General features: G+C 36.9%; 19 protein-coding genes. 4 read left to right on the forward strand and 15 right to left on the reverse strand.

The features are described 5' to 3' along the window. Positions 1–16 precede the first annotated feature (16 nt). The 3 genes from MT391_RS17425 (at position 17) to MT391_RS17435 (ending at position 2,648) form a co-directional block, all read left to right on the forward strand. The gene (locus MT391_RS17425; protein WP_166373066.1) at positions 17–1,012 is read left to right on the forward strand and encodes an ABC transporter permease; all 996 of its coding nucleotides are present in this window, start codon (positions 17–19) and stop codon (positions 1,010–1,012) included. Positions 1,013–1,125: 113 nt separating this feature from the next. Beyond that, complete coding sequence (locus MT391_RS17430; protein ID WP_499499217.1) at positions 1,126–2,100, forward strand: substrate-binding domain-containing protein; 975 nt, start codon at positions 1,126–1,128, stop codon at positions 2,098–2,100. A gap of 338 nt (positions 2,101–2,438) precedes the next feature. Then, positions 2,439–2,648, forward strand: a complete 210-nt coding sequence (locus tag MT391_RS17435) for a DUF3565 domain-containing protein (RefSeq protein ID WP_499499219.1) — start codon at positions 2,439–2,441, stop codon at positions 2,646–2,648. Between the two features lie 40 nt (positions 2,649–2,688). Here the strand turns inward: MT391_RS17435 and MT391_RS17440 are convergent, their stop codons facing one another. The 8 genes from MT391_RS17440 to nrdR all read right to left on the reverse strand — a co-directional run bounded on the left by MT391_RS17440 (position 2,689) and on the right by nrdR (position 9,202). Then, on the reverse strand, positions 2,689–3,585 hold the full coding sequence (locus MT391_RS17440; RefSeq protein WP_499499221.1) for a DMT family transporter: 897 nt from the start codon (positions 3,583–3,585) through the stop codon (positions 2,689–2,691). A gap of 167 nt (positions 3,586–3,752) precedes the next feature. Continuing rightward, positions 3,753–4,472: a DUF445 domain-containing protein gene (locus MT391_RS17445; RefSeq protein WP_499499223.1), complete on the reverse strand. Its 720-nt coding sequence runs from the start codon at positions 4,470–4,472 to the stop codon at positions 3,753–3,755. A 245-nt stretch (positions 4,473–4,717) separates the two neighbouring features. Next, a complete protein-coding gene (gene nusB / locus MT391_RS17450) occupies positions 4,718–5,146 on the reverse strand; it encodes a transcription antitermination factor NusB (protein WP_166373085.1) in 429 nt (142 codons plus the stop codon). A 5-nt stretch (positions 5,147–5,151) separates the two neighbouring features. Then, complete coding sequence (gene ribH / locus MT391_RS17455) at positions 5,152–5,619, reverse strand: 6,7-dimethyl-8-ribityllumazine synthase (RefSeq protein ID WP_166373071.1); 468 nt, start codon at positions 5,617–5,619, stop codon at positions 5,152–5,154. A 63-nt stretch (positions 5,620–5,682) separates the two neighbouring features. Beyond that, a complete protein-coding gene (gene ribBA, locus MT391_RS17460) occupies positions 5,683–6,789 on the reverse strand; it encodes a bifunctional 3,4-dihydroxy-2-butanone-4-phosphate synthase/GTP cyclohydrolase II (RefSeq protein WP_166373072.1) in 1,107 nt (368 codons plus the stop codon). A gap of 23 nt (positions 6,790–6,812) precedes the next feature. Continuing rightward, positions 6,813–7,475 (reverse strand): riboflavin synthase, encoded by a 663-nt coding sequence (locus tag MT391_RS17465; protein ID WP_499499225.1) that lies wholly within the window; start codon positions 7,473–7,475, stop codon positions 6,813–6,815. Position 7,476: 1 nt separating this feature from the next. Further along, positions 7,477–8,658 carry a bifunctional diaminohydroxyphosphoribosylaminopyrimidine deaminase/5-amino-6-(5-phosphoribosylamino)uracil reductase RibD gene (ribD, locus tag MT391_RS17470; protein ID WP_499499227.1) on the reverse strand — a complete coding sequence of 394 codons (1,182 nt, stop codon included), beginning with the start codon at positions 8,656–8,658 and terminating at the stop codon, positions 7,477–7,479. Between the two features lie 88 nt (positions 8,659–8,746). Then, positions 8,747–9,202: a transcriptional regulator NrdR gene (gene nrdR / locus MT391_RS17475; RefSeq protein ID WP_166373075.1), complete on the reverse strand. Its 456-nt coding sequence runs from the start codon at positions 9,200–9,202 to the stop codon at positions 8,747–8,749. 318 nt (positions 9,203–9,520) lie between these two features. On the opposite strand from nrdR, the gene msrA reads away from it, so the two are divergent. After that, positions 9,521–10,060, forward strand: a complete 540-nt coding sequence (gene msrA / locus MT391_RS17480) for a peptide-methionine (S)-S-oxide reductase MsrA (RefSeq protein WP_499499229.1) — start codon at positions 9,521–9,523, stop codon at positions 10,058–10,060. A gap of 149 nt (positions 10,061–10,209) precedes the next feature. Here msrA and MT391_RS17485 read toward each other — a convergent pair whose 3' ends face one another. From MT391_RS17485 to MT391_RS17515, 7 genes are all read right to left on the reverse strand, one after another. Then, a complete protein-coding gene (locus MT391_RS17485; RefSeq protein ID WP_499499231.1) occupies positions 10,210–12,150 on the reverse strand; it encodes a bifunctional diguanylate cyclase/phosphodiesterase in 1,941 nt (646 codons plus the stop codon). Between the two features lie 7 nt (positions 12,151–12,157). Next, the gene (locus tag MT391_RS17490; RefSeq protein WP_166373078.1) at positions 12,158–12,850 is read right to left on the reverse strand and encodes a transglutaminase-like cysteine peptidase; all 693 of its coding nucleotides are present in this window, start codon (positions 12,848–12,850) and stop codon (positions 12,158–12,160) included. 11 nt (positions 12,851–12,861) lie between these two features. After that, positions 12,862–13,467 carry an OmpA family protein gene (locus tag MT391_RS17495; protein WP_166373079.1) on the reverse strand — a complete coding sequence of 202 codons (606 nt, stop codon included), beginning with the start codon at positions 13,465–13,467 and terminating at the stop codon, positions 12,862–12,864. Next, positions 13,454–14,854 carry a TolC family outer membrane protein gene (locus MT391_RS17500; RefSeq protein ID WP_499499233.1) on the reverse strand — a complete coding sequence of 467 codons (1,401 nt, stop codon included), beginning with the start codon at positions 14,852–14,854 and terminating at the stop codon, positions 13,454–13,456. The genes MT391_RS17495 and MT391_RS17500 overlap by 14 nt, the downstream gene beginning before the upstream one ends. 19 nt (positions 14,855–14,873) lie before the next feature. Continuing rightward, the gene (locus MT391_RS17505) at positions 14,874–16,247 is read right to left on the reverse strand and encodes an HlyD family type I secretion periplasmic adaptor subunit (protein WP_166373081.1); all 1,374 of its coding nucleotides are present in this window, start codon (positions 16,245–16,247) and stop codon (positions 14,874–14,876) included. Then, positions 16,244–18,454 (reverse strand): type I secretion system permease/ATPase, encoded by a 2,211-nt coding sequence (locus tag MT391_RS17510; RefSeq protein ID WP_499441985.1) that lies wholly within the window; start codon positions 18,452–18,454, stop codon positions 16,244–16,246. The genes MT391_RS17505 and MT391_RS17510 overlap by 4 nt, the downstream gene beginning before the upstream one ends. Before the next feature lie 205 nt (positions 18,455–18,659). Beyond that, on the reverse strand, positions 18,660–22,524 hold a 3,865-nt coding region (locus MT391_RS17515; protein ID WP_499499235.1), incomplete at its 5' end, for a VCBS domain-containing protein.

Genomic DNA, 22,524 nt, shown 5'->3' on the forward strand with positions numbered 1-22,524 from the left:
AATTAGGAAAAATAAAATGACCAATAAAATTGTAAGTGAAACAGCAATACAACCCTCTGCTTTATCTAGGTGGATAAAGTCAATTAGTTTAACCAGTATGGCTCCTCTAATTGCACTGATTGTTTTATTGATTCTCAGCGCCATGGTGAGTGATCATTTTTTAATTCCGCGGAACTTAACCAATGTGTTAAGACAAGTATCCTATACAGGCATCATTGCGTTGGGTATGACCTTTTTGATCATTGCCGGAGGAATTGACCTCTCTGTTGGCTCAATGTTGGCATTAGTTGGGGTGCTAGTGATTATGATCCTAAACCATCTTGGCGATGGATGGATGGCAGTGATGATTGCAATTAGTGCTGCAATGGCATTAGGTGCATTTTTTGGTGCAATTAATGGTTGGTTAACTACAAAAGGAAAAATAACCGCCTTTGTAGCCACGTTAGCAACCATGTCTATTTTCCGTTCTTTTACATTATACATCAGTGATGCCGGAGAAATGGTATCGCGAAACAATCTCTATTCAGACGTTGGAACAGGATATTTTCTTGGTTTACCCGTGCCAGTATGGGTATTTCTCATTCTAGCGATTATTGGCCATATATTACTTCGTCATACTGCCTATGGACGACACCTTTGTGCCGTCGGTTCTAATCCAAAAGTGGCCAGTTATTCTGCTATTAATGTATCAAAAGTCTATTTTTTAAGTTTTATTATTTTAGGTTTTACCGTTGGTATATCTGCAGTGATGTTGTCATCTCGCCTCAACTCTATCAGCCCCGGTGATGCGGGCCTATTTTACGAGTTAGACGCGATTGCTGCGGTCGTTATCGGTGGTACAGCACTATCCGGCGGAAAAGGCACTATTTGGGGTACGGTTATCGGCGCGATTATTTTAGGGATAATCAATAACATGCTTAACCTTTCGGGTGTTTCCCCCTACTTACAAGGTGCGGTAAAAGGCTTTGTGATCTTAATAGCCGTTTTAATGCAATACAAACGAGCACAATAAATTTACATATTTATACAACATTATAAAACACTGTTTTTTATAGTTCGCTTTTAAGAAATTTTTTTTAAAAGCAATTAAAAAAGCAACATACTACAAACCAAGGAGAGCTAACAATGAACTTATTTAAAAAAATGGGCAAATTAGCATTAGGTGCCATTCTATTAACCACTTTTGCCAGTCAATCAGCAATTGCAGCTAAATATAAGGTAGGTGTTTCTGTTCCATCAGCAGACCATGGATGGACGGCTGGACTACTATGGTGGGCGAATAAAGCGGTTGCAGATTTTAAAAAGTCAGATGATGATGTCGAATTCTATGTCGTTGCGGCAAGCTCTGGTTCAAAACAAGTGGGTGATGTTGAAGATTTAATGATCCGCGGCATTGATGCTTTAGTTATATTGCCGCATAACCCTGCAACATTACAAACAGTCATTAATGAAGCTTATGACAGTGATATCTATACTGTTGTAGTTGACCGAGAACTAGAAACACCGAGCCAAAATGTATTTATTGCAGGTGATAATGCAGGCCTAGGCACAGTGAGTGGTAAATGGTTAGCTAAAGAGTTAAAAGAAAAAGGTAACATTGTGGTGATTGAAGGTATGCCTATTCCGATTAATAAGCAACGTGTAGATGCATTCGATGTAGAAATTGCTAAGCATAAAGGTATTAAAATACTTGATAGCCAAACAGCTGATTGGTCAACTCAAAAAGCATTAGCAGTAATGGAAAATTTTCTACAAAAACATCCTAAAATTGATGCAGTATGGTGTCAAGATGACGATATGTTGAAAGGTGTTTTACAAGCAATCAAAGAATCTGGTCGTACTGATATCAAAACAGTATTAGGTGGTGCTGGTTCAAAAGATATCTACAAAATGATTAAAGACAATAACCCTGTTGTTCGTGCATCAGTTACTTACCCTCCAAGCATGGTTGCTTCAGGTATTGCATTAGCGGTAGCTGGTTTGAAAAATGAGAAAATAGGAAAAATGTATCATACATCTCCATCTCGAGTGATTCTTGCGGCTGAGCTCGTTGATAAACATAACGTAGATGCATTTTATACGCCAGAGTCAGCTTATTAATTTACCCGCTCTAAAAGTAAAATATAGCGAGCTTAAGTAAAGATTATTTACTCGTACTATGATGCCCTCTTCTATTCAACTTGAATTTAAGGGGGCATTTTTGTATTCAAAAATGCAAATATATAATCCCCTGATATATGCGCTATCAAGATAACTAGGTTTTAGTATAAATAGATTTTGGTTAAGCCAACTTGTATATCGTTAAGCCAATTTGTATATCGCTAATCCAGTGCAAGAAAAGGTCTAAAAGATCAGCAATAGAAAACATGCATGACGTAATAAAAATAGCCCCTGCTATGTTAAAATTTCTGCTGTATCTAATAAATGGACTTGGCTTCATGAAACAAAAAATTACGGGTTATCATAAAGATCACGAAGAGCATTGGGTTGCACAGTTAGTCTGTGGTCACTTTCAACATGTTAGGCATAATCCTCCCTGGACGGTTCGATTATGGGTAACCACCAAACAAGGCCGAAATTCGATGATCGGGCACCAATTAAATTGTGTCAAATGTGACAACTGCGCTGAAAAAGATCAGCGTGAATAAATGCATTCACTAAAACAGAGTGATTATCTTACTTCCTCAGTTATTTCACCACTACAGAAGCTTTTAATGATGGATTTTTGATCACTAAAAGAATGCCGCTCAAAATCATCATACTGGATATAACAAACACCAATGACACGGATTCACCAAGGAAGACAAAGCCTGCAATGGCAGCTAATACAGGCACTAATAATTGTACGACGGCTGCAACGTTATGACGTAATGACGTTAATGCTTGGTACCACAACAAATACCCTAGCGCAGAGGCAAATACGCCAGATAAGACAGCATATAGCACTCCCTCTATTGTTAACTGGGTAGTCTCAATATTAATAAATGCAAAAATGAATAGGAATGGCAAAGTACGGAAAAAATTAAAAATGGTATCAGCACTTGGGTCAGTACTTTTTTTACCTGCTAAAGTATAAAAAGCCCAGCTTATACCAGACATACACATCAATATAAATGCAATTAAAGAAGGGCTGGACATTTGTGGTGCTAATAAATAAATAAAACCAGCAACGGCTAGAATTAAACCTAATAACTCGGCACGACTTAATAGGTGCCCTTTAAATAAACGTGTTACCAACATGGTGACTTGCACAGTAGCGAATAATACTAAGGCCCCCGTTGCGGTATCTAACTGAATATAGGCGTATGAAAATGTTAGTGCATAAATAAACAACCAAATTGCATTAATCCAACTACCTGTACTTTTTTTGTTAATAACGCCCTGCTTTGCGACTTTTTTTAAATCAATAAAAAAATGCTTAACAGCGAGGAAAATAGCTAAGAAAATGCAACCAGAAAACAATCGGATCACAGTAAAGCTACCTGCATCGATTTGGTTATCACCGAGAGCTAATCGACAAAAAACGGAATTAGCAGCAAAAGCTAATAATGCTAACGCGGTTAAAACAAAAGTATTATTAAACATAACAGGCTTATTCCCATGAAATATAAAAATAAAGCCTGCGTAAAACAGGCTTTAAGAGTAATATTTTTTTGTAATCGATTTGCATTAACCGATACTATTTTATTGATTAACTAAGTTAATTTAATGATGGCTAAAATACGCCGTTTAATAAAATAAAAAGATCAGCTTTAAGCGACGATAAGTGCACTCACTAAACCAATCAAACCACCAAATACACCGCCCCATACAACTAACCAACCCAAGTGTTTTTTGATCATTGCTTGAATGATCTCTTTCACTAATTGTGGCGTCAGTTCATTCAAACGCTGCTCTATTATTTTTTCTATTTTAGCTAAAATATCTTGCATCATATCTGGTTGTTCAATTTCAGTTTTTAATAGTTCGATAAATTTTTCATCATTAGTTAAATCGATTATTGATGTTTTCATATGTTTGATAAAAGGTTCTCTTAATGGTTTCAATGCCTCTTCACCACCAAACATATCTAACATAGCACCAAATGAGGAGTCCATAATCACTTTTATTAAACCATCATAGGTTGGGTTTAAGTCCACTTTTTCGATCACGGGTTGTAGATTTAATTGTGCAGGCGAAAAACTACCAGCAGATAAAAAACGATCCACATTTTCTGCAGTAAAGAATTGCGTCATCATTAAATTTCTAATCCCTGACTTAAATTCTTCAAAGTGAGCGGGCACAACACCTGAACCATATAAGAATGGGACTTTTTCAAACAACATAAATATAGCAAGCCAGTTGGTTAAGGCTCCCGATAGCGCAAACAAACCCACCATAATTAATATAGCTGCAATTTCAGTTTCACCCAGTACAAACCCAAAACCTAAGATTAATGCTGCAATTAGGTTAGTGGCTAAACTCTTGTTCATCTCTGTTCCTTGTTTTAGTTATTGTTTTAGTTATTGTTTTGGTTATTGTTTTGGTTATTTTCATGACTGTTAATTTTAAAATTTTGTGTTTTTTAATCGGGCAATTAAATAGACTAAAGACTAATCTAAAACGGCACTTTTTACTTGAATCTAAGAGCCCATAAAATTAATTATCCATTTTTTATCGAAAAAAAATCCAGTTATAAATAACTGGATTTTATTATCATTACACATAATCACTGTAATTATTTTGAGATTTCTTCACGTAACTTTAAGCTACGAAGTGCTTTATCTAACACACCGTTAACAAATTTGTATGACTCATCGGTTGCAAAATCTTTTGCTAATTCGATCGCTTCATTTAGCACTACTTTAGGCGGCACATCAGTACGGTAAGTTAACTCAAACATCGCTAAACGTAATACGGCAATATCAACCATATCAACATCGTCAATTTTACGAGATAGGTACGGAGAAAGTTTTTCATCTAATGATTCAACTCTCTGTACAACACCCATCAACAATTCTTTAAAGTAAGGAACGTCAGCTTTTGACATATCTTGGTCAACAGAGAATTGTTCAATAATTTGTGACACACCTGTTTGCGTGATTTGCCATTGATAAATAGCTTGCACAGCAAACTGACGAGCACGACGACGTTCAGCAGGTTTCATTTTCATTATCCTAATTCCGCCATCACATTAACCATTTCTAATGCGCTTAAAGCAGCTTCGCTACCTTTGTTACCCATTTTAGTTCCAGCACGCTCAATTGCTTGATCAATTGAGTCTGTTGATAAAACGCCAAATGCAACAGGAATATCGTTATCTAACGATACAGTTGCTAGGCCTTTATTACATTCGTTAACCACTAATTCAAAGTGCGGTGTACCACCACGGATAACACAACCCAATGCAACAATAGCATCAAACTTTTTAGATGTAGCAGCACGTTTAGCTACTAATGGCAGCTCAACAGCACCCGGTACTCGAATCACTGTGATGTTCTCATCAGCAACTTGACCTGTACGTTTAAGGGTATCAACTGCGCCAGCAAGTAACTGCTCATTAATAAAGCTGTTAAAGCGAGAGATTACGATTGCGATTTTAGCTTGTGGAGCGGCTAAGCCACCTTCAATTATTTTCATTTTCTACCCTTATTACAAAATTTTTGTGCATTCTAACACAGTTTATTTCTATACTGACACTGTTTATTCGGTGATGTATTCAACCACTTCTAGTCCAAATCCAGATAATGCATGGTACTTTTTCTGCGAACTAAACAAAGCCATTTTTTGCACGCCTAAATCACGTAGAATTTGCGAGCCAACACCGACGCGACGACTTGCACCTTGTGCTTTAGCGGCAATACGTTCACCGGCATCTTCTTGCTGAATATTTTTAATTTGCTCGATCAATGATTCTGCCGTTTCTTGGTGTCCTAACATCACTAACACTCCACCATCTTTGGCTAAACGCGCCAAAGCACTATGCATTGGCCAAGTGCGAGGACTTAAACGATCAGAAAAGAAGTTATCAGCAAATGTATTTTGTAAATGAACACGCACATTAGTAATGGCATCGCTTTTTACTTCACCATTAACTAGCGCAAAATGTACTTGTTTGTCGATAGTATCTTGATAAGCGACCAAATCAAATTCACCAAATTCAGTCGGTAATTTACATTCGCTAACACGTTCAATGGTCGTTTCATTGTTGTTACGGTATTCAATTAAATCAGCAACTGTGCCAAGCTTAATATTATGTTGCTTAGCAAAAACTTCCAAGTCAGCACGACGCGCCATGCTGCCATCTTCATTTAAGATTTCAACAATCACGCCAGCAGGTTCACGCCCCGCAAGACGAGCTAAATCACAACCAGCTTCAGTATGTCCGGCACGAGTTAACACACCACCTTCTTGTGCTTTAAGCGGGAATATATGGCCAGGCATCACGATATCTGTCGGTTTTGCATCTTTACCAATAGCTGCTAATACAGTCACTGCGCGGTCTGCAGCAGAAATACCCGTTGTCACGCCTTCCGCAGCTTCAATAGAAACCGTAAAGTTAGTTGAAAATGCAGCCGTATTATCTTCTACCATTAATGGTAACTTTAATTTTTCACAACGAGCTTCTGTCAGTGTTAAACAAATCAAACCACGACCATATTTTGCCATGAAGTTAATTGCTTCAGGCGTTACTAGGTCCGCAGCCATGATCAAATCACCTTCATTTTCACGGTCTTCGTCATCCATTAGGATAACCATTTTGCCTAAGCGAATATCTTCGATGATTTCTGCAGTTGTATTTAACTTCATTTTTGTTCCTTAAACCTTATGAATTAACCCATGAACCCGCTTTTTGCTAGCAGTTCCATTGTCGACTGTTGTTTTTTATTTGTGTCAGCAGCATGCTCGCCTAATACTAAACGTTCTAGATAACGTGCAATCACATCCACTTCTAAATTAACACGACTGCCAACAGCATAATGTTGCATCGTGGTTTGACTGATAGTATGAGGGATGATGGTTAATTTAAAACTAGCGCCATCGACATCATTTATTGTAAGACTGATCCCATCAACGGTAATCGAGCCTTTTTTAGCAATATATTTAGCCAAATCATCGGGTGCTTTGATCCAATATTCAACTGCATTGCCTAATGGAGAAATAGACGTTATTTCCCCAACCCCATCAACATGACCACTCACAATATGACCACCAAAACGGTCATTCATTTGCATGGCTTTTTCGAGGTTGACCACAAATCCGGGTTGAATATTTGCAAAGCCACTTAATCGAATAGTTTCATGCGAGACATCCGCATCAAATGAGCTTTCACCTAAACGTGTTACGGTTAAGCAAACACCATTATTGGAAATACTATCACCGAGTTTGACGTCGTTCATATCTAACTCGCCAGCATGCACGCTGATAGTCATATCTTTTTCATTATTTTTAATTGCAGTGATTTTGCCCACTGCTGCAATAATGCCTGTAAACATATTATTCTCGATGGTTAATCAGACGAATATCATCACCTATCTGAATCACAGAGTGTAATTTAAGGGTAATAATTTCGTTCATCGTGGAAAAGTTAGGTAAGTTTACTAAGTTTCTGCTTTGATCGCCCATTAATTTTGTCGCTTGATAGAGAATAAATTCATCAACCAGCTCTTTTTTGAACAATTCGCCAGCTAAAGTTGCACCAGCTTCCACCCATAGGTCATTAATTTCATATTCGTTTAACAAAATCATTAACGCATTAAGGTCGATACGTTGATGATTGTCTGCGCTGCAAATAACTTGCTCGACTTCCGCCACACAATTTTTGAATGCACTGCTATCTCGAGTTTGTAACGACACTAATAAAACTTTACCGGGTAAGTTAAATAATTTTTCTTGTAATGTACATTGGTTATTAGAATCTAAAATAATGCGTATCGGTTGGCGCAGATTAGCTTCACTCATTAATTTGCTATTAAAAGCAGGACTGGCTAAAAGCTCTTGATAACGCACATTCAAACTAGGATCATCGGCTAACACAGTATTTATACCTGTTAAAATAGCGCTTTGCTGCGCACGATAATATTGCACATCTGCTCTTGCATCTGGGCCTGTTATCCATTGGCTAAGTCCATTTTTCAATGCTGTTTTACCGTCTAGACTTGACGCCATTTTTACAGTTATTCTTGGACGTTTATATTTCATTCGAGTAATAAAGCCTAAATTTAACTGCTCAGCCTCTTTGGTTAACAACCCCACATCGACTTTAATCCCCGCTTCTTGTAATAAGGCAATACCACGCCCAGCAACTTTAGGGTTAGGATCAACCATTGCAACTACAACACGTTTAACACCCGCTTTAACTAATGCTAAAGCGCATGGAGGCGTTCGTCCAAAATGCGAGCAAGGCTCTAGGGTGACATAACACGTAGCACCAATAGATTGTTGTTTGGCAATTGCTAACGCATTTACTTCAGCGTGACCAGACCCCGCTTTGTGATGCAATCCCTCACCAACGATCTTGTTCTCTTTAACAATCACACACCCTACATTTGGGTTAGGAGAAGTAGTGAATCTGCCACGTTCAGCAAGTGCGATGGCACGTTTCATGTATTTTTCATCAAGCTCGGTAAATAGCATTTTATTAGTACTTTTATTGATTTTAATAATTAATTCATTCATTCATCGGAACAATTAACGTGCTGTATTTTCAACAAGCAGTCAATAATCTTAAGCTTTATTGGCAATATTTATGCTTTATTTAATGCTTTCATTTATTGGTATCTAATCTAGCAATTTCTTCACCAAACTCTTTAACGTCTTCAAAAGCACGATAGACCGAAGCAAAACGAATGTAAGCAACTTTATCCAAGCTTTTAAGTAAATCCATCACTAGTTCGCCGACCATTTTGGAAGGTATTTCACGCTCACCTGTTGCGCGCAATGTTGATTTTAATTTATTCACTGCACTTTCTACCGCTTCAATACTAACCGGACGTTTTTCTAGTGCGATATTTATACCCACAAGCAGTTTTTCTTCATTAAATGGTTCACGACTGCCATCTGATTTAATCAAACGCGGCATGATAAGTTCCGCTAATTCAAAAGTAGTGAATCTTTCATTACACTCATTACATAAACGACGACGACGAACTTGAGAGCCTTCAGAAACAAGACGTGAATCAATAACTTTTGTATCTTGGGCATTACAAAAAGGACAAAACATAGTGTTTTTCTCTGTTCAATAAACGACGAAATGATAATTTAACATATTTCGATCCCTATAATGATGAGTGCATTAAGCAAGCGCTCACATTAAGGCTTAAAATAGGCGCTTAAGTTAACATATTTATACTCTACGATGGCAGTTTATAAAGTATATTTTATGTTAAAAAGTGATATCTATTTGCTCTAACAGAGGTTAACGTTATGATAGATATTCATAAATTGATCATTTAGACTGTACTTTATATAAGTTTATTCATATGAATGTTAACTATGTCTAAAATTTACATTGTTTGGTTTTAAAAAATAAGGAAGCACAATGACACAACAAAATATGATAATCGGTGGAGGATGTTTCTGGTGTGTTGAAGCAGCTTTTAATCAAGTAAAAGGTGTTACAAGTGCCATTTCAGGATATACCGGCGGTCAAAAAGAAACAGCAGATTATGAAACAGTTTGTTCAGGTACAACGGGACATGTAGAAGTGGTTAAGGTCACTTTCGATAGTGAGCAGATTAGTTACTCTCAATTATTAAACTTATTTTTTAGCGTACACGATGCAACACAGGTTAATCGTCAAGGTAATGATACCGGTACACAATATCGCTCTGCTATATTTTATTGCAATGAAGAACAACAACAAATAGCGCAGGCATTAGTTGAGCAAATTAATGAGCAACAGTTATTTGATAAAGATATCGTGACAAGCGTAGAACCTCTTGAGGTTTTTTATGCGGCAGAGGATTATCATCAAGGATATTATTTAAAAAATCCAGAACAAGGTTATTGTATGGCTGTGGTTGCGCCTAAGTTTCAAAAATTTAAAGCGCAACATGCGCAATTAATGAAAGAATCATAACTGATAAATCCAGCTTGTTATTTACAGAGTCTATTTTATAAAAAAGGGTTAAATAGTTTACTTACTATTTAACCCTTTTTTGCTTTAGCATTCTGATAAAACACTTAGTTTGAAAAGAATACTTGTTTTGAAAGAATACTGGTTAAGTGTTAATTCACATCACTAGGTGCAATAATGAAACCTTGATAACCCGTTGCTTGTAACTCACTGACCCGTTCTAGCTGTTCGTAATCTTCAACTGCTGTAATGATTACATCCACACCAGAACCGAGCGCAGTGTTAATTACTGCACGCGTTAATACAAGTCGCTGTGTCAGGTCTCCTACATCCATTTCGTTACTCATATCACATGACAGTGATTGATCTAGTTTTACATAGTTTGGTTTAATATTTTGTAAGTAAGATAGTGACGCCATCTCTCTTCCATAGTGGTCAATACCAATTTGCGCTCCCACTTCTTTAATTAAATTAGCAAAGTGAATACTCTGTTCAGGGTGATTTAAAATAGCATCCTCTTGAATTTCAAAATAAAAACGACTTTGATCAGGTTGCGCGTTCAAAAATCCTTTTAACCAACTATGAAATTGCAAATCAAGCACGCTGTCATGCGTAATATTAATGGCGACTTTCTTATTACTAGACTTCATTGTAGGGTTTTCAACAATGGCTTCAATTAATGATTTATCGAACTGACTGCCGAGCTCTAACTGCTCTATGTAAGGCATAAATTTAGCCGCACGTATCTGTTTATCATCAATAGTAATAATACTGTAAATTTCATGATGTAAAATTTTGTCGTTTGTAAATGAAACAGAAGGATGCCATTTAAATTTTAGCGATTTATTGGCAATGGCCTCTTTTAAATGAGTGTGCCATTGCGTTAATGTCATATCTTGTTTAACAACACTCTCGTACCAGTGACTCACTTTTGATTCATTTAAAGCATGTTGCAATGCATTATCTGCATTCGCTAATAATTCAGAAGCCGTTATGTCATCGGTACGAATCGCACCACCAATAGCAAATTGCTCCTCGCCATCATAATTTGCATTCTGCATGGCTTCACTAATTAAGCGAGATACTTTTTGCAAATAGACGTTTAGTTGCGGTTGGGATGCTTTAGTGACTAGAAATACAAACTCACGATTGGAGATACGAGCGATAAAGCTTGGGCATACCGCAGGTAAAGTCTGTTGCATTTCTTTAGCTAAAATTTGGATCGTATTATCTCTAACTTGATACCCAAATTGATCATAAATCGTCTCTAACCAATCTAGCCTTGCGATTAATAAACCGCCATAACCGGGATCTTTAATCCAACTTGCAAGTTGTGAATTAAGATATAAACGATTGGGTAATTGCGAAACAGTATCGGTTAATTTTCCTTTTTTTAAGGTAACTACTTCTTTATCTAACTGTGAAAAGACTGCTTGTAATTGACCAGACATACTATTGATCGCTAGTACAACTTCTTTCAGCTCTGTTGTTTCGGGGATTGCTAAATTAGGCTGAAATTCTCGTTTTGCAATCAGTTTAGCTTGATCCGCGACACGATGTAATGGTGCAAGAATACGTTTTAAACGAAGATTTAAAATAATTAAAGAGACAAAAAAGATAACTGCTAATGCAATTAATGTATCGCACATTACTTTCCATAATTGGCTGTAACCAATCGCTGGATTTGCTTCTAAATTTAATGTTGCCAGTTGGATCCAGCCATTAGTAATAACACTCTCAGTACTTTGTGACTCAAATAAATTTAGGTCTAAAAACCACTGTGGCACGCCCGCTACTTTAATTGGATTTTCCCATACTTGAGTTTTATTTGTTTCTAACCAAGTCAGGCTAACTTTTTTATAAAATCCACCTTCAAAAATAACATTAATCACAGTTTCAGCTGAGGCTACATCTCCTGTTTCAAGGTGTGGTTTTAACATTAATGTAAGCGCATTAGTTGTATTATTTAAGTCCGACGCTATCTGACTATCCATAAATGTTTTTGTTTGGGTAAACTGAAAATACGCCAAACTCGTTGCTACTAGTAAAAACAGTCCTAGTAATAATGAGTTGATCTGATTAAACAGTGTCATAAATAAGTTACTCCATTGATGTAACAGGTTGCTTTAATTGATTAAGTCCCATGCGATGATTTAAATCATTCCATCGTTTGAGTCTACTGGGTTTCCCTGCCACACGGCCTTGTCTTTTTTCATTGTTTAACCATAACTGTTTACCGTTAAAGCTATACACAGGGATTAAATCTTGACGCTCACTTGCTTTTTTTATACGCCCATCGATGTTATCTAAAATTAATGGTTCCGCAGTTGGATGTTTATAATAAGCCACAACCATATGGTATTGGTTAAGCGTTAAGGATTTAACCATGACGATACGTAATTTATCGTCTGCAACTCCTACAGCCAATAAACTAAAATACTTTGCTAACGCAAAATCTTCACAGTCCCCCGCATTGGCACCTATAAACTCTACGGGTGTTGCCCAATAATTACTTTCACCCCACAGTTTTTGATCCGTTGTAAACTGTAGTTGATTAAAAAAACGGTTAGTACTAATTAATTTTTGTTGTTCATCTTTATATTGCTTATTAAGAACTTTTAACCATGCGGAACCACGCTTTGCCGCACGTTCTCCATAGTTCTTTTGCAATACAGAGATCAACTTTTTGGTATCTATATTTATCGGAATGCTTGCATATAGGTAAACACTACTCATATATACAAACAAACCAATAAAGAATATTTTTTTTAATAAACCATATTTACTATGCATTTAGTTCATAATTATTGCTCACGATGATCAACGGTATAAATAGTCCATTTCATATCTACAATATCTGCTGCACCATCTATCTCAGCAACAATACGTCTATTTTGAGCATTCACATATTCATCATTACCTTCAAACAGAAGTTGCTCAAATCCTAAACCAACCGTGCTGATTCTATTTTTATCAACGCCATATTGATTAACTAATATGTTTTTAACTGCGTCAGCACGCTTTAAAGAGAGTTGTTTATTATGTTGCGCACTACCTACAATACTGGTGTGCCCTTCAATCATCACAGTAATCGAAGAATACTCTTTCATTAAATCTGCTAATGTTTTGATTTCTGCATAATATTTACCATCAACAAATGCAGAGTCATTATCAAAATTTACCAACAGTTTCACACGTACTTTTTCAAGGTTATCTGTACTGCAACCGTCATTATTCACTTCTGCACCGAGTGCTGTAGCAGGGCATTTATCACGAGCAGATATAATGCCATCCCCTTCTAGGTCCGATAAATCATAAGCTTGTACAGTAGGTTCCGGTGTCATTTCAATAATATTAGATGAACAGCCACTCACTAATATAGCGGCAGCAAATAGACTAATTATTTTCATTGTATACACCTCCTTCAAATTGTTCTTCACCTTGCCAAGTTGCAGGACGAGTCACTCGCAACGAGTCTAATAATTCCCCCATTGAATGCAATACACGATATTGAGCTATTATTTCGGAAAACTCGGCGTCTAAAAAGTCACGTCTCGCTTGATATAGTTCATTTTCGGTATCTAATAAGTCTAATAAACTACGTTGGCCTATTTTAAACTGTTCTTTATAATCAGCCTGTGTATCTTTAGAAGCAATAACATGCAATTTAATATATTTCTTTTGTAAATTTAATTGCTCAAATGCATCCCAAGATAAAATAAAGCCTTCTTTTACTTCACGATGTGCGGTCATATTTAACGCTTTAGCTTCATTAATTCGATAAGCCGTTTCTTTTGCATAAGCGAGGTCTTTACCGCCTGAAAACAAATTATATTTAAAACGAAGCATCGCCGTGACATCATTATTATTACCACCAACATCTCCACTAGTGTAATTACCATCAACACCATCAACGTTATCATTAAAATTAGCATCAATTTCAAATGTGACTTCAGGGTAATAGGTTGATTTAGCACTATCGTATTGTGCATGTGCAGATTGTATATCGTTGCTTGCAGCCCATACTGAAGGGTGATTTTTAAACGCTATTTCGAGGCCTTCATCGCGAGTAGCGGGTAACATGCTGCGATCTGGAAAAGGAATAACAAGATTTTCTGGAGTTTGATCAATGAGACGATAAAACTTAGTTTTGCTGTCTAAATAATTGTTTTTAGCAGCAATCAAATTTGATTGTGCCTTCGCTAAACGCCCATTAATCTGAGATAAATCCGCCTTACTACTAAAACCAGATTCAGTACGTTCTTTAATTTGGTCATAAATTTCAACGTGCGACTGTAAGTTTTTTTCTGATAAAGAAACCAATTCTTCAGACTCAATAAGCTCCAAATAGACTTTAGTTATCTCTAATGCAATATCTTCAGCAATTGAATGTAAACGCCATTGTTCTGCACTCGTTGCATAACTTGTGCGATCCACTTCACTACTGGTACGAAAACCGGTAAATAAGTTTTGTTTTAAACTTAAGCCCAATTCACGTCTTGTTAAGTTCTCAGGATCATCATTTGTGTCATTTCTGGTGCTTGGACTATCGGTATACTCATAACCAATTCCACCAGTTACGTCTAAAGTCGGTAAATAACCAGCTTCTGCTTGATCCACTTGTTTCTCTGCTGCTTTAAATCGAGTGAAGGCAGCTCTAATTTCAGGATGAGTATCTAAAGTATGAGCAACTGCTTGCTCTAATGATTGACTTTGCACCGACAAAGGTAACAATGCCAAAGAACTAAAAGCGATTAATACTGCTTTATTTGCTATTCCACGTTTTAATGGTTTCATTCTCTCTCCATGAGCGTTTTTAATATTCACGTAACGCCATCTCTTTTGCTCGTAATAATGGGTTTAACATATATTCAAGTACAGTGCGTTTGCTTACCATTACGTCGACGCTTGTTAGCATTCCGGGAATAATCGGCATATCGTTCTTATCTTTACGGTTCATACTTGATTCATTGGTTCTGATTCTAACAATATAAAAACTATTACCTTCTTCATCTTGTGTAGTATCTGCACTGATATGCTCAACAACACCTTCAAGACCACCGTATCGGGTAAAATCATAGGCTGTAATTTTAACGCGTGCAGGTAACCCCACATGAATAAATGCAATATCTTTAGGAATTATTTTAGCTTCTACTAGTAACTTATCTTCTGTTGGTACTATTTCTAATAGTACTTGGCCAGGTTTAACTACACCACCTAGTGTATTGATATGCAAGGTTTTTACTGTACCAACAACGGGAGAAGTGATCAGAGCCTTAGTTACTTTATCTTTTACACCTACTTGTGCTTCTGTGATCCTAGAAAGTACTCCCTGTTTTTCATTTAATTGAGCTCGAGCATCTGTACGAAATGCAAACACTAGTTCACGTCTTTTTAAGATAGACTCTTCTAAGGCAGATTGTTGCCTTGGTATTTGTGCTCGTAATGAATTAATTTCGCCATTTAAATCATTAACGGTTCGTTGTAATTTTAAGTACTCTACCTCAGGCACAATATTTTTTTCAGCTAAAGGGCGAGTTAAACGCATTTCTCTGTTTGCTAACCGTAAACTACTTCTTAATGTACTGATCTTAGATTCTATTTCTTTAATTTCTTGTTGGCGTTGTTTAATTTGTTGGGCCTGGATTGCAACTTGGTTTTCTAAGCTGTTTAAACGTCCAATATATTCATCTTGCTGGCGTTCCACTAGTGTAGCGGCAGTGGTTTGCAAATCTTCAGGAAACTGTAATATTTTTTGTTCTATTTTTATTTGTAATTTCCAATCCTTTACATTGGCTATCAAGATGCTACTTAATTCCGATCTTAAACGAATAATATCAGCTCTAAGTGCGTCAACTTCTTGAGTTTGTTGTGCCATATCTGAGCGGAATCGAGTGTCATCGATACGCGCTAAAGGCTGACCTTTAGTGACTAACATTCCCTCTTTTACGTATAAATCTTGTAAAATACCGCCATCTAAACTTTGAATTATTTGTACTTGTGAAGAAGGAACAACCTTACCTTCTCCGCGAGTCACTCGATCTAATTTTGCATAATAAGCCCACACAAAAAAGCATACGAATAAAGCAGCTAAAGCCCACACAGTTAAGCGCTGTGCAGTTGGTGTTTGAGTTATCATCGCACCATAAACATCATCGGCCATTTCTAAATCATGTTTAGATATTTTCATGATTTAACTCCTCCAGTAGTACTAAGATTACCTGAAGCAAGCTTCTCTAAAATAATATCCTTTGCATCATTCGCGACTATTTTTCCATTCTCTAGTACAATAATCCGATCAACCAACTGTAATAGATGCATCTTGTGAGTGATCAGCAACAAGCTGCGATTTTTTATGGTTTGTTTCATTGAACTAATAAACTGTTTTTCAGCACGTGCATCTAAACTCGCAGTGGGTTCATCAAGCAATAAGATTTGAGGATCATTCAAAATAGCCCGCGCTAATGCGACAGCCTGACGCTGACCTCTAGATAACGTGATCCCCCCTTCACCAACTTGTAAATCTAAACCTTCAGAAGCAAAATCCGTAAATAGTGTCACACCCGATAACTGAGCAGCACGTAATAATTGATACTCAGTAACTTGTCGAGTACCAAACAGAATATTGTCTTTAATAGTGCCATGAAAAAGAATGATATCTTGAGGTAAGTAACCTATATTGCTGCGTAAATCACTCGGATGAATTTGCCCTTGGTGCAGACCATCATAGCGAATACTACCCAACACAGGTTTATAAAGGCCTAAAATTAATTTTGCTAATGTGGTTTTCCCTGACCCATTACGCCCTATAATTGCAATTTTTTCACCTGGTTTAATGTGCAAAGAAAAAGGGTATAGAGCTGTTTTTTCAGTATTTGGATAATGGAATGATACTTGCTCACATTCAATATTCCCCTGTAACTTGTTGCGACTTACTAGGTGCCCTTTATTTTCAAACTCCCCTTCTTGCTCCATAACACTATTGATTTGACGTAAAGAACTCATCGTTTGATTATAGCGAGTCATTAACGAAGCAATTTTAGCCATCGGTCCAATCGCTCTACTAGACAACATCACCGCCGCAATAATCGCCCCCATAGAGATCAGACCTTCAGATACTCGATAAACTCCTAATACCATCACAGCAACAACAGAGATTTGTATAATGAAGCTTGATACATTAGCCACTGAATTAGTTATCACTTTTACTTTTAATTGCCACTTTGAAGTATGACCAACCATTTGTTGCCAAGTATGTTGAATAATACCTTCAGCGCCATTAGCTTTTATTGACTCCATCGAAGACAAACTTTCTACTAAATGACCATGTCGTAGACCTGAAAATTTATTACTTTCTTCAATTGCTACTTTTAATTTACTTTGCACAATCAGGCTATAACTAATAATTAATACAGTCGCAATGACTGCGAAAATAGCCAAGTCGCCAGAAACTAACCAAATGATAAAGATAAAGAAAATAGAAAAAGGTAAATCAACTAATGCGGTAATGGTTGCTGAAGATAAAAAATCACGAATACTATCAAACTCACCCAGTTGACGAGCCATGCCACCCACACTTGAAGATCTTTTTTCTAGAGGGATACCAATTGCTTTAGCAAACAGTTTAGATGATATTTCTACATCGACTTTTTTACCTGCTACATCAATGAGGTAGGCTCGAATTTGCTTTAATATAAGATCAAATATATAAGCGACACCTGCTCCGATGGCTAATACCCATAACGTTTCAAAAGCAAGATTAGGCACTACTTTGTCATACACATTCATCACCAATAATGGTGACAACAATGCAAATATATTAATTAAAATAGATGCAACAATCACATCTCGATAAATTGGTGCAGATTCTCGAATGCTGCTCCATAACCAATGCTTTTTAGTATCGTGAATATGAACATCAAAGTGACGATCACCATGATATTTTTGTTTAATCAGGAAAAGATAACCTACATATTCAGCTTCTAATGCAGCAATGGTTAACAGTTCTTCACCACCCGTTTCAGGAAATGAAACACGCGCTTTATCAGCGGTGATATCAATCTCATGCAATATGCAGGCTTGTTTATTTTTGAGCATTAAAATACAAGGCAGCAACATATCAGGGATAGCAGATAAGCTCCTACGATCCATTTTTGCACTCAACCCAGCTCGACTCGCGGCTTGTGGGAGTAGCTCAGGAGTAAGATGTTGATGAGTTAACGGTAAACCTGCCGCTAATGATTCTGCTGAACAGGGCGTAGAGAAATGCTCACTTAATAGAACTAAGCAATCTAATAATGGATCATGTCCAATACGAGTTGAGCTGTTTATTTCCCACTGTCCTGACTGAGGCTTTGTTTGCTTCAATGTTGACCCTTTATTATCAATAGTCATCATAACCCTCCTTAGAGAGCATTATGACGACTATTTTCATTTGCGTAATAGAAAGAATACTAACGTTTTTATAAGTAGTTATCTATTTAAAAACATGATCTTAAAAAACGTTACCTAAATAGTTAATTAAAATACACTTAAAAACCATTTAAACAAGATAACGTTAAATAAAATATCATTTAAACATAATTAATTATACATATTCCACTTAAACAATTTCATCATCTAATAGTGAGGATGTATCTTCAACAACCGTGTCCCCAATGATTAAAGCGCCATCGTTTAACAGATTATTAATAACAATTTCTTTATCAAAATCGGATACCTTACCCACAGTATCGATCCCTTCTAATTGGGTATCTTCTAATACGATTTTCTGTGTAGGAGAGTAACCACCGTCTTGATATGTTGTAATTGTTGTATCTTTTCCGTCGAAACTAAAGTCTAAATAGTCTCCAAGGGTATTTTCTGACTCTCCCTGTAATAGATCACTTAAGTCCAATTTATCTTCATTAACATTAAAGTCTGTTATCGTATCACTGCCATATGTATCACTAGCAGTCCAAACAAACGTATCAATTCCAGCACCACCAGTTAGAAGATCATTACCTACTCCACCAATTAATATATCGTCACCTAAACCACCATCTAATTGATCTTCTCCGCCATCACCACTAAGTTGATCATCACCAGCACCACCAGTTAGCGCATCTGTATTACTGCCTCCGAATAGCAGATCATCTCCCTGATCACCATTCAAAGTATCGTTACCTGTATCACCGTAAAGCGTATCGTTACCAGCTCCACCATTCAGAGTATCATTTTGAGATTTACCGTATAATATATCTTGGCCATCATCCCCATTTAAAATATCTTCACCAGAAGCGCCATCCAACATATCATTACCGGCTCCGCCGTTTAATGTATCGTTACCAGAAACTCCGAATATTTCATCATTACCACTTCCACCGGTCAGCGTATTATTGTTCTCATCGCCTGTAATAATAGAATCTGCATCGGCAGTCAGTGACTCAACAGGCTCCATTACATCAGTATTAGTAACAGTAGCATCACTAATATCAGTGACTTCCTCAAGAACCCCAGTTTCAGCAGAATGAAGTACAGTGACATACGCCACAGCGGCATTTGAAATAGAACCATTCTCATCTTTGATTGTATAAGTAAAAGAATCTGTCCCTGTATACCCATCGTTTGGAGTATAAACAACATCACCATTAACAATTTCAAGTGAACCATATTCAGGATCACTAAGTGTGTTAATACTAATACCTTGGCCAACATCGTTCGCTAATAAATCAAGTGTAATTGGTGTATCAATAAGCGTGTTTGGACTGTCTTCTGTATTACTAAGATTGCTTTCAATCCAAACGTTATCGCCAATCCCATTGAGGCTCATGTTTAAATCAAGGACATAATCGCCACCTTGATCCCAATAAATTATCTCAACAGAATGTAAGCCTGCAGACAATGCGATCTCTGCAATCGAGTCAACAGGTGCTGTGATAAGACTATATGTAAATACATCTTCTCCATCGATGATAAGCTGGAAACCGTCATCATGATTAACTGTAAATAGATAAATACCTGCTTCTTCAACATTTAAGTTGCCTGATACAGCTATAATTCCATCAGTAGCGGTTTCTGAAGATCCACCGTCAATCGTAACAATAGAGTCAGCATCACTATTTAAGAAAGCAACAAGATTTGCAGGTATTCCACTATCATCTGCACCAACAGCAACACCTGAACTTTGATCAACATCGCCTGTAGATTTATAATCAAGCTTTGTAGAAATAAAGGAAATGTCAGCTGTAGGGTTATCAATAATGTACTGTTTTACCACATCTAAGGAAGAAGTATTTTGTTCCTCCAGTGCTTCATCATAACCCCAGTATTTACCAGAAAGACCTGTTTTTGGACTTGCATCATCAAATGCAACTGGTTGAGATGTAACCACAGAAGCATCACTAACAGACTCTTCATTAACGATCAAACTACTAGTCATTATTAAATTATTGGCTTCGTCAACACCATCAACACGTACTGTAGCTTTTGCTGTACCGGTTTTAGAACCATCACTAATGGTGTACTCAATATCAATTTCTTTAGAGTCGCCATCATTTAAGGTTACGCCTAACTCTTCACTAGGGGTAAAGACCAATTTGCCATCAACAAGTTTCCCAGTACCGACAATAAGGCCATCAACGGTGATATCTACAGCATCACCACCATCTATGACACTTTGCCCTGCTATCTCTGTGATAATGATTTCTTCATTATCATCGTCGAAATCGTTAGACAATAAATCGATAGCAATTGAACTGTTTTCATCAGTAAAAATAACACCTTCGGTAATAGTAGTATCTACTGCCGGTAAATAATTTGTCACATCAACGGCTTCACTTGCATCATTATAGTTAAGGTCAAGTACAACAGATTCGGTTGTTTCACTACCATCTGCTTGTGTTCTAGTAAATGTAATTTCATCTGTAACGGTTCTAGATAGCGTCATATTTTGTACTACATAGGTACCATTTGATCCGGAAGTTGTTAATTCAAAGCGATCCACCGGTGACTCTTTATCAAAGGTAAAGGTATAAGTATCTACAAAAGAACCACTTTGTCTGTAATGAGATTGTATTTCGCTTGTTCCATCTTCAAAATAAGCTGTGATGCTTACTTTAGTCGCATATTTACTAGACTCATCAAAATAACCACCTAAACCATCAAGCGTAAAGGTTACTTCGTTAATATTTTCACCTTCAATGTCTATAACAAGTGTCTCACCTTGGCTTAGTCCATTGTCATCCCCGTTACCAATACCACTACCTATATGCGTGTTTCCGTTCCATGCTGTTAATATAGTGGAATCATTTTCATCAGTAGTTTTTAACGAGGTTTTAATCGTTGCATTACCACTGATTGCAGTTACTGCTGTACCATCACTGTTAACCGTTCCCCAGTCATTCACACTAGCCACATAGTCTGAACTACCATCATCATCAAATGAACCTATACCAATATCAACAGAGTTGAGTTTAATTTCTTCTTCGTCAGGTACAAATTGCACTTCAGAATCAGAGTCATACTCTTCACCAGCGACCATATCAACCCAAACACCATCAACAGATACCTGCAATGTTCCATATTGAGGTAATTCATCTAGACGAATCGTTGTATCGTAAGTCATTTCAGTATCGTCAACTGCCTCTGGCGCATAATCGACACCATTAATAGTGATAACAATATCCTGCACTGTACCATTCAGATTAACAGTATGAGTCTCAGTGATTGTTTCATTCGAATCTAATGCCTGAATCTCATTGTTTGTATTATCAACTTCGTAATTCCAAGTACCATCGGGATTAATGGTTAAAAGACCTAATTGAGCATTTCCAGTTGTATTAGTAAAAGTTACTGTAGGATTGAAATTTTCACTATCAGTGGTATCAACATCACTAAATGTTAATTTACCCGATACAGTCAATTTATCGTCATTAATATCCTTATCTTCAGTAACCTCACCCAGAGCAGTATCTCCAGCACTTGTATCTACAGTAATTTCAGTTGGATCTTCAGCACCAAAAATTGTTATAGGGACATCCGTCGTTACACCGTTAATAGAAACCGTATAAATTTCAGTAATACGTTCACCTGCATCTAAATATTGTGCAGCTTCATTATTTAAAACATATTCCCATTGAAATTGACCTGGTTTACTAGCCGTTGGATTAGGTGTTAATGTGAGATCACCAATAGCTTCACTTCCACCAGTAGAGCTTATAAACGTAGAAGTTGGTTCATATGTATCTGATTCTGTATAGTCAGCATCACTAAATATAAAGGTCCCCTGAACACTTTGAAGATTTCCACCATCTTCCAAAACTCTACCTTGTGCTGAATTAGCCCCTGCAATTTGAATGATAGTAGGATCATCTTGCGGTGTTATCGTTACATTGACAGTTCCTACTTCACCTTCTTCGTTAGTATAAGTAAAGCTATCCGCCCCATTAAAGTCTGCATTCGGTGTGTATTTCACCGTGCCATCGGCA

Origin of the sequence: Vibrio sp. 1-Bac 57 (assembly GCF_037546855.1) — a bacterium.
Taxonomy (GTDB): Bacteria; Pseudomonadota; Gammaproteobacteria; order Enterobacterales; family Psychromonadaceae; genus Psychromonas.

Bases quoted from the DNA above. Each gene is read 5' to 3' on its own strand.
- MT391_RS17445 (WP_499499223.1), bottom strand. From the start codon at position 4,472: ATGAACAAGAGTTTAGCCACTAACCTAATTGCAGCATTAATCTTAGGT.
- ribD (WP_499499227.1), bottom strand. From the start codon at position 8,658: ATGAATGAATTAATTATTAAAATCAATAAAAGTACTAATAAAATGCTA.
- nusB (WP_166373085.1), bottom strand. From the start codon at position 5,146: ATGAAACCTGCTGAACGTCGTCGTGCTCGTCAGTTTGCTGTGCAAGCT.
- MT391_RS17495 (WP_166373079.1), bottom strand. From the start codon at position 13,467: ATGAAAATAATTAGTCTATTTGCTGCCGCTATATTAGTGAGTGGCTGT.
- MT391_RS17500 (WP_499499233.1), bottom strand. From the start codon at position 14,854: ATGAAACCATTAAAACGTGGAATAGCAAATAAAGCAGTATTAATCGCT.
- MT391_RS17435 (WP_499499219.1), top strand. From the start codon at position 2,439: ATGAAACAAAAAATTACGGGTTATCATAAAGATCACGAAGAGCATTGG.
- MT391_RS17505 (WP_166373081.1), bottom strand. From the start codon at position 16,247: ATGAAAATATCTAAACATGATTTAGAAATGGCCGATGATGTTTATGGT.
- MT391_RS17425 (WP_166373066.1), top strand. From the start codon at position 17: ATGACCAATAAAATTGTAAGTGAAACAGCAATACAACCCTCTGCTTTA.
- msrA (WP_499499229.1), top strand. From the start codon at position 9,521: ATGACACAACAAAATATGATAATCGGTGGAGGATGTTTCTGGTGTGTT.
- MT391_RS17465 (WP_499499225.1), bottom strand. From the start codon at position 7,475: ATGTTTACAGGCATTATTGCAGCAGTGGGCAAAATCACTGCAATTAAA.
- MT391_RS17510 (WP_499441985.1), bottom strand. From the start codon at position 18,454: ATGATGACTATTGATAATAAAGGGTCAACATTGAAGCAAACAAAGCCT.
- MT391_RS17430 (WP_499499217.1), top strand. From the start codon at position 1,126: ATGAACTTATTTAAAAAAATGGGCAAATTAGCATTAGGTGCCATTCTA.
- MT391_RS17490 (WP_166373078.1), bottom strand. From the start codon at position 12,850: ATGCATAGTAAATATGGTTTATTAAAAAAAATATTCTTTATTGGTTTG.
- MT391_RS17440 (WP_499499221.1), bottom strand. From the start codon at position 3,585: ATGTTTAATAATACTTTTGTTTTAACCGCGTTAGCATTATTAGCTTTT.
- ribH (WP_166373071.1), bottom strand. From the start codon at position 5,619: ATGAAAATAATTGAAGGTGGCTTAGCCGCTCCACAAGCTAAAATCGCA.
- nrdR (WP_166373075.1), bottom strand. From the start codon at position 9,202: ATGTTTTGTCCTTTTTGTAATGCCCAAGATACAAAAGTTATTGATTCA.
- ribBA (WP_166373072.1), bottom strand. From the start codon at position 6,789: ATGAAGTTAAATACAACTGCAGAAATCATCGAAGATATTCGCTTAGGC.
- MT391_RS17485 (WP_499499231.1), bottom strand. From the start codon at position 12,150: ATGACACTGTTTAATCAGATCAACTCATTATTACTAGGACTGTTTTTA.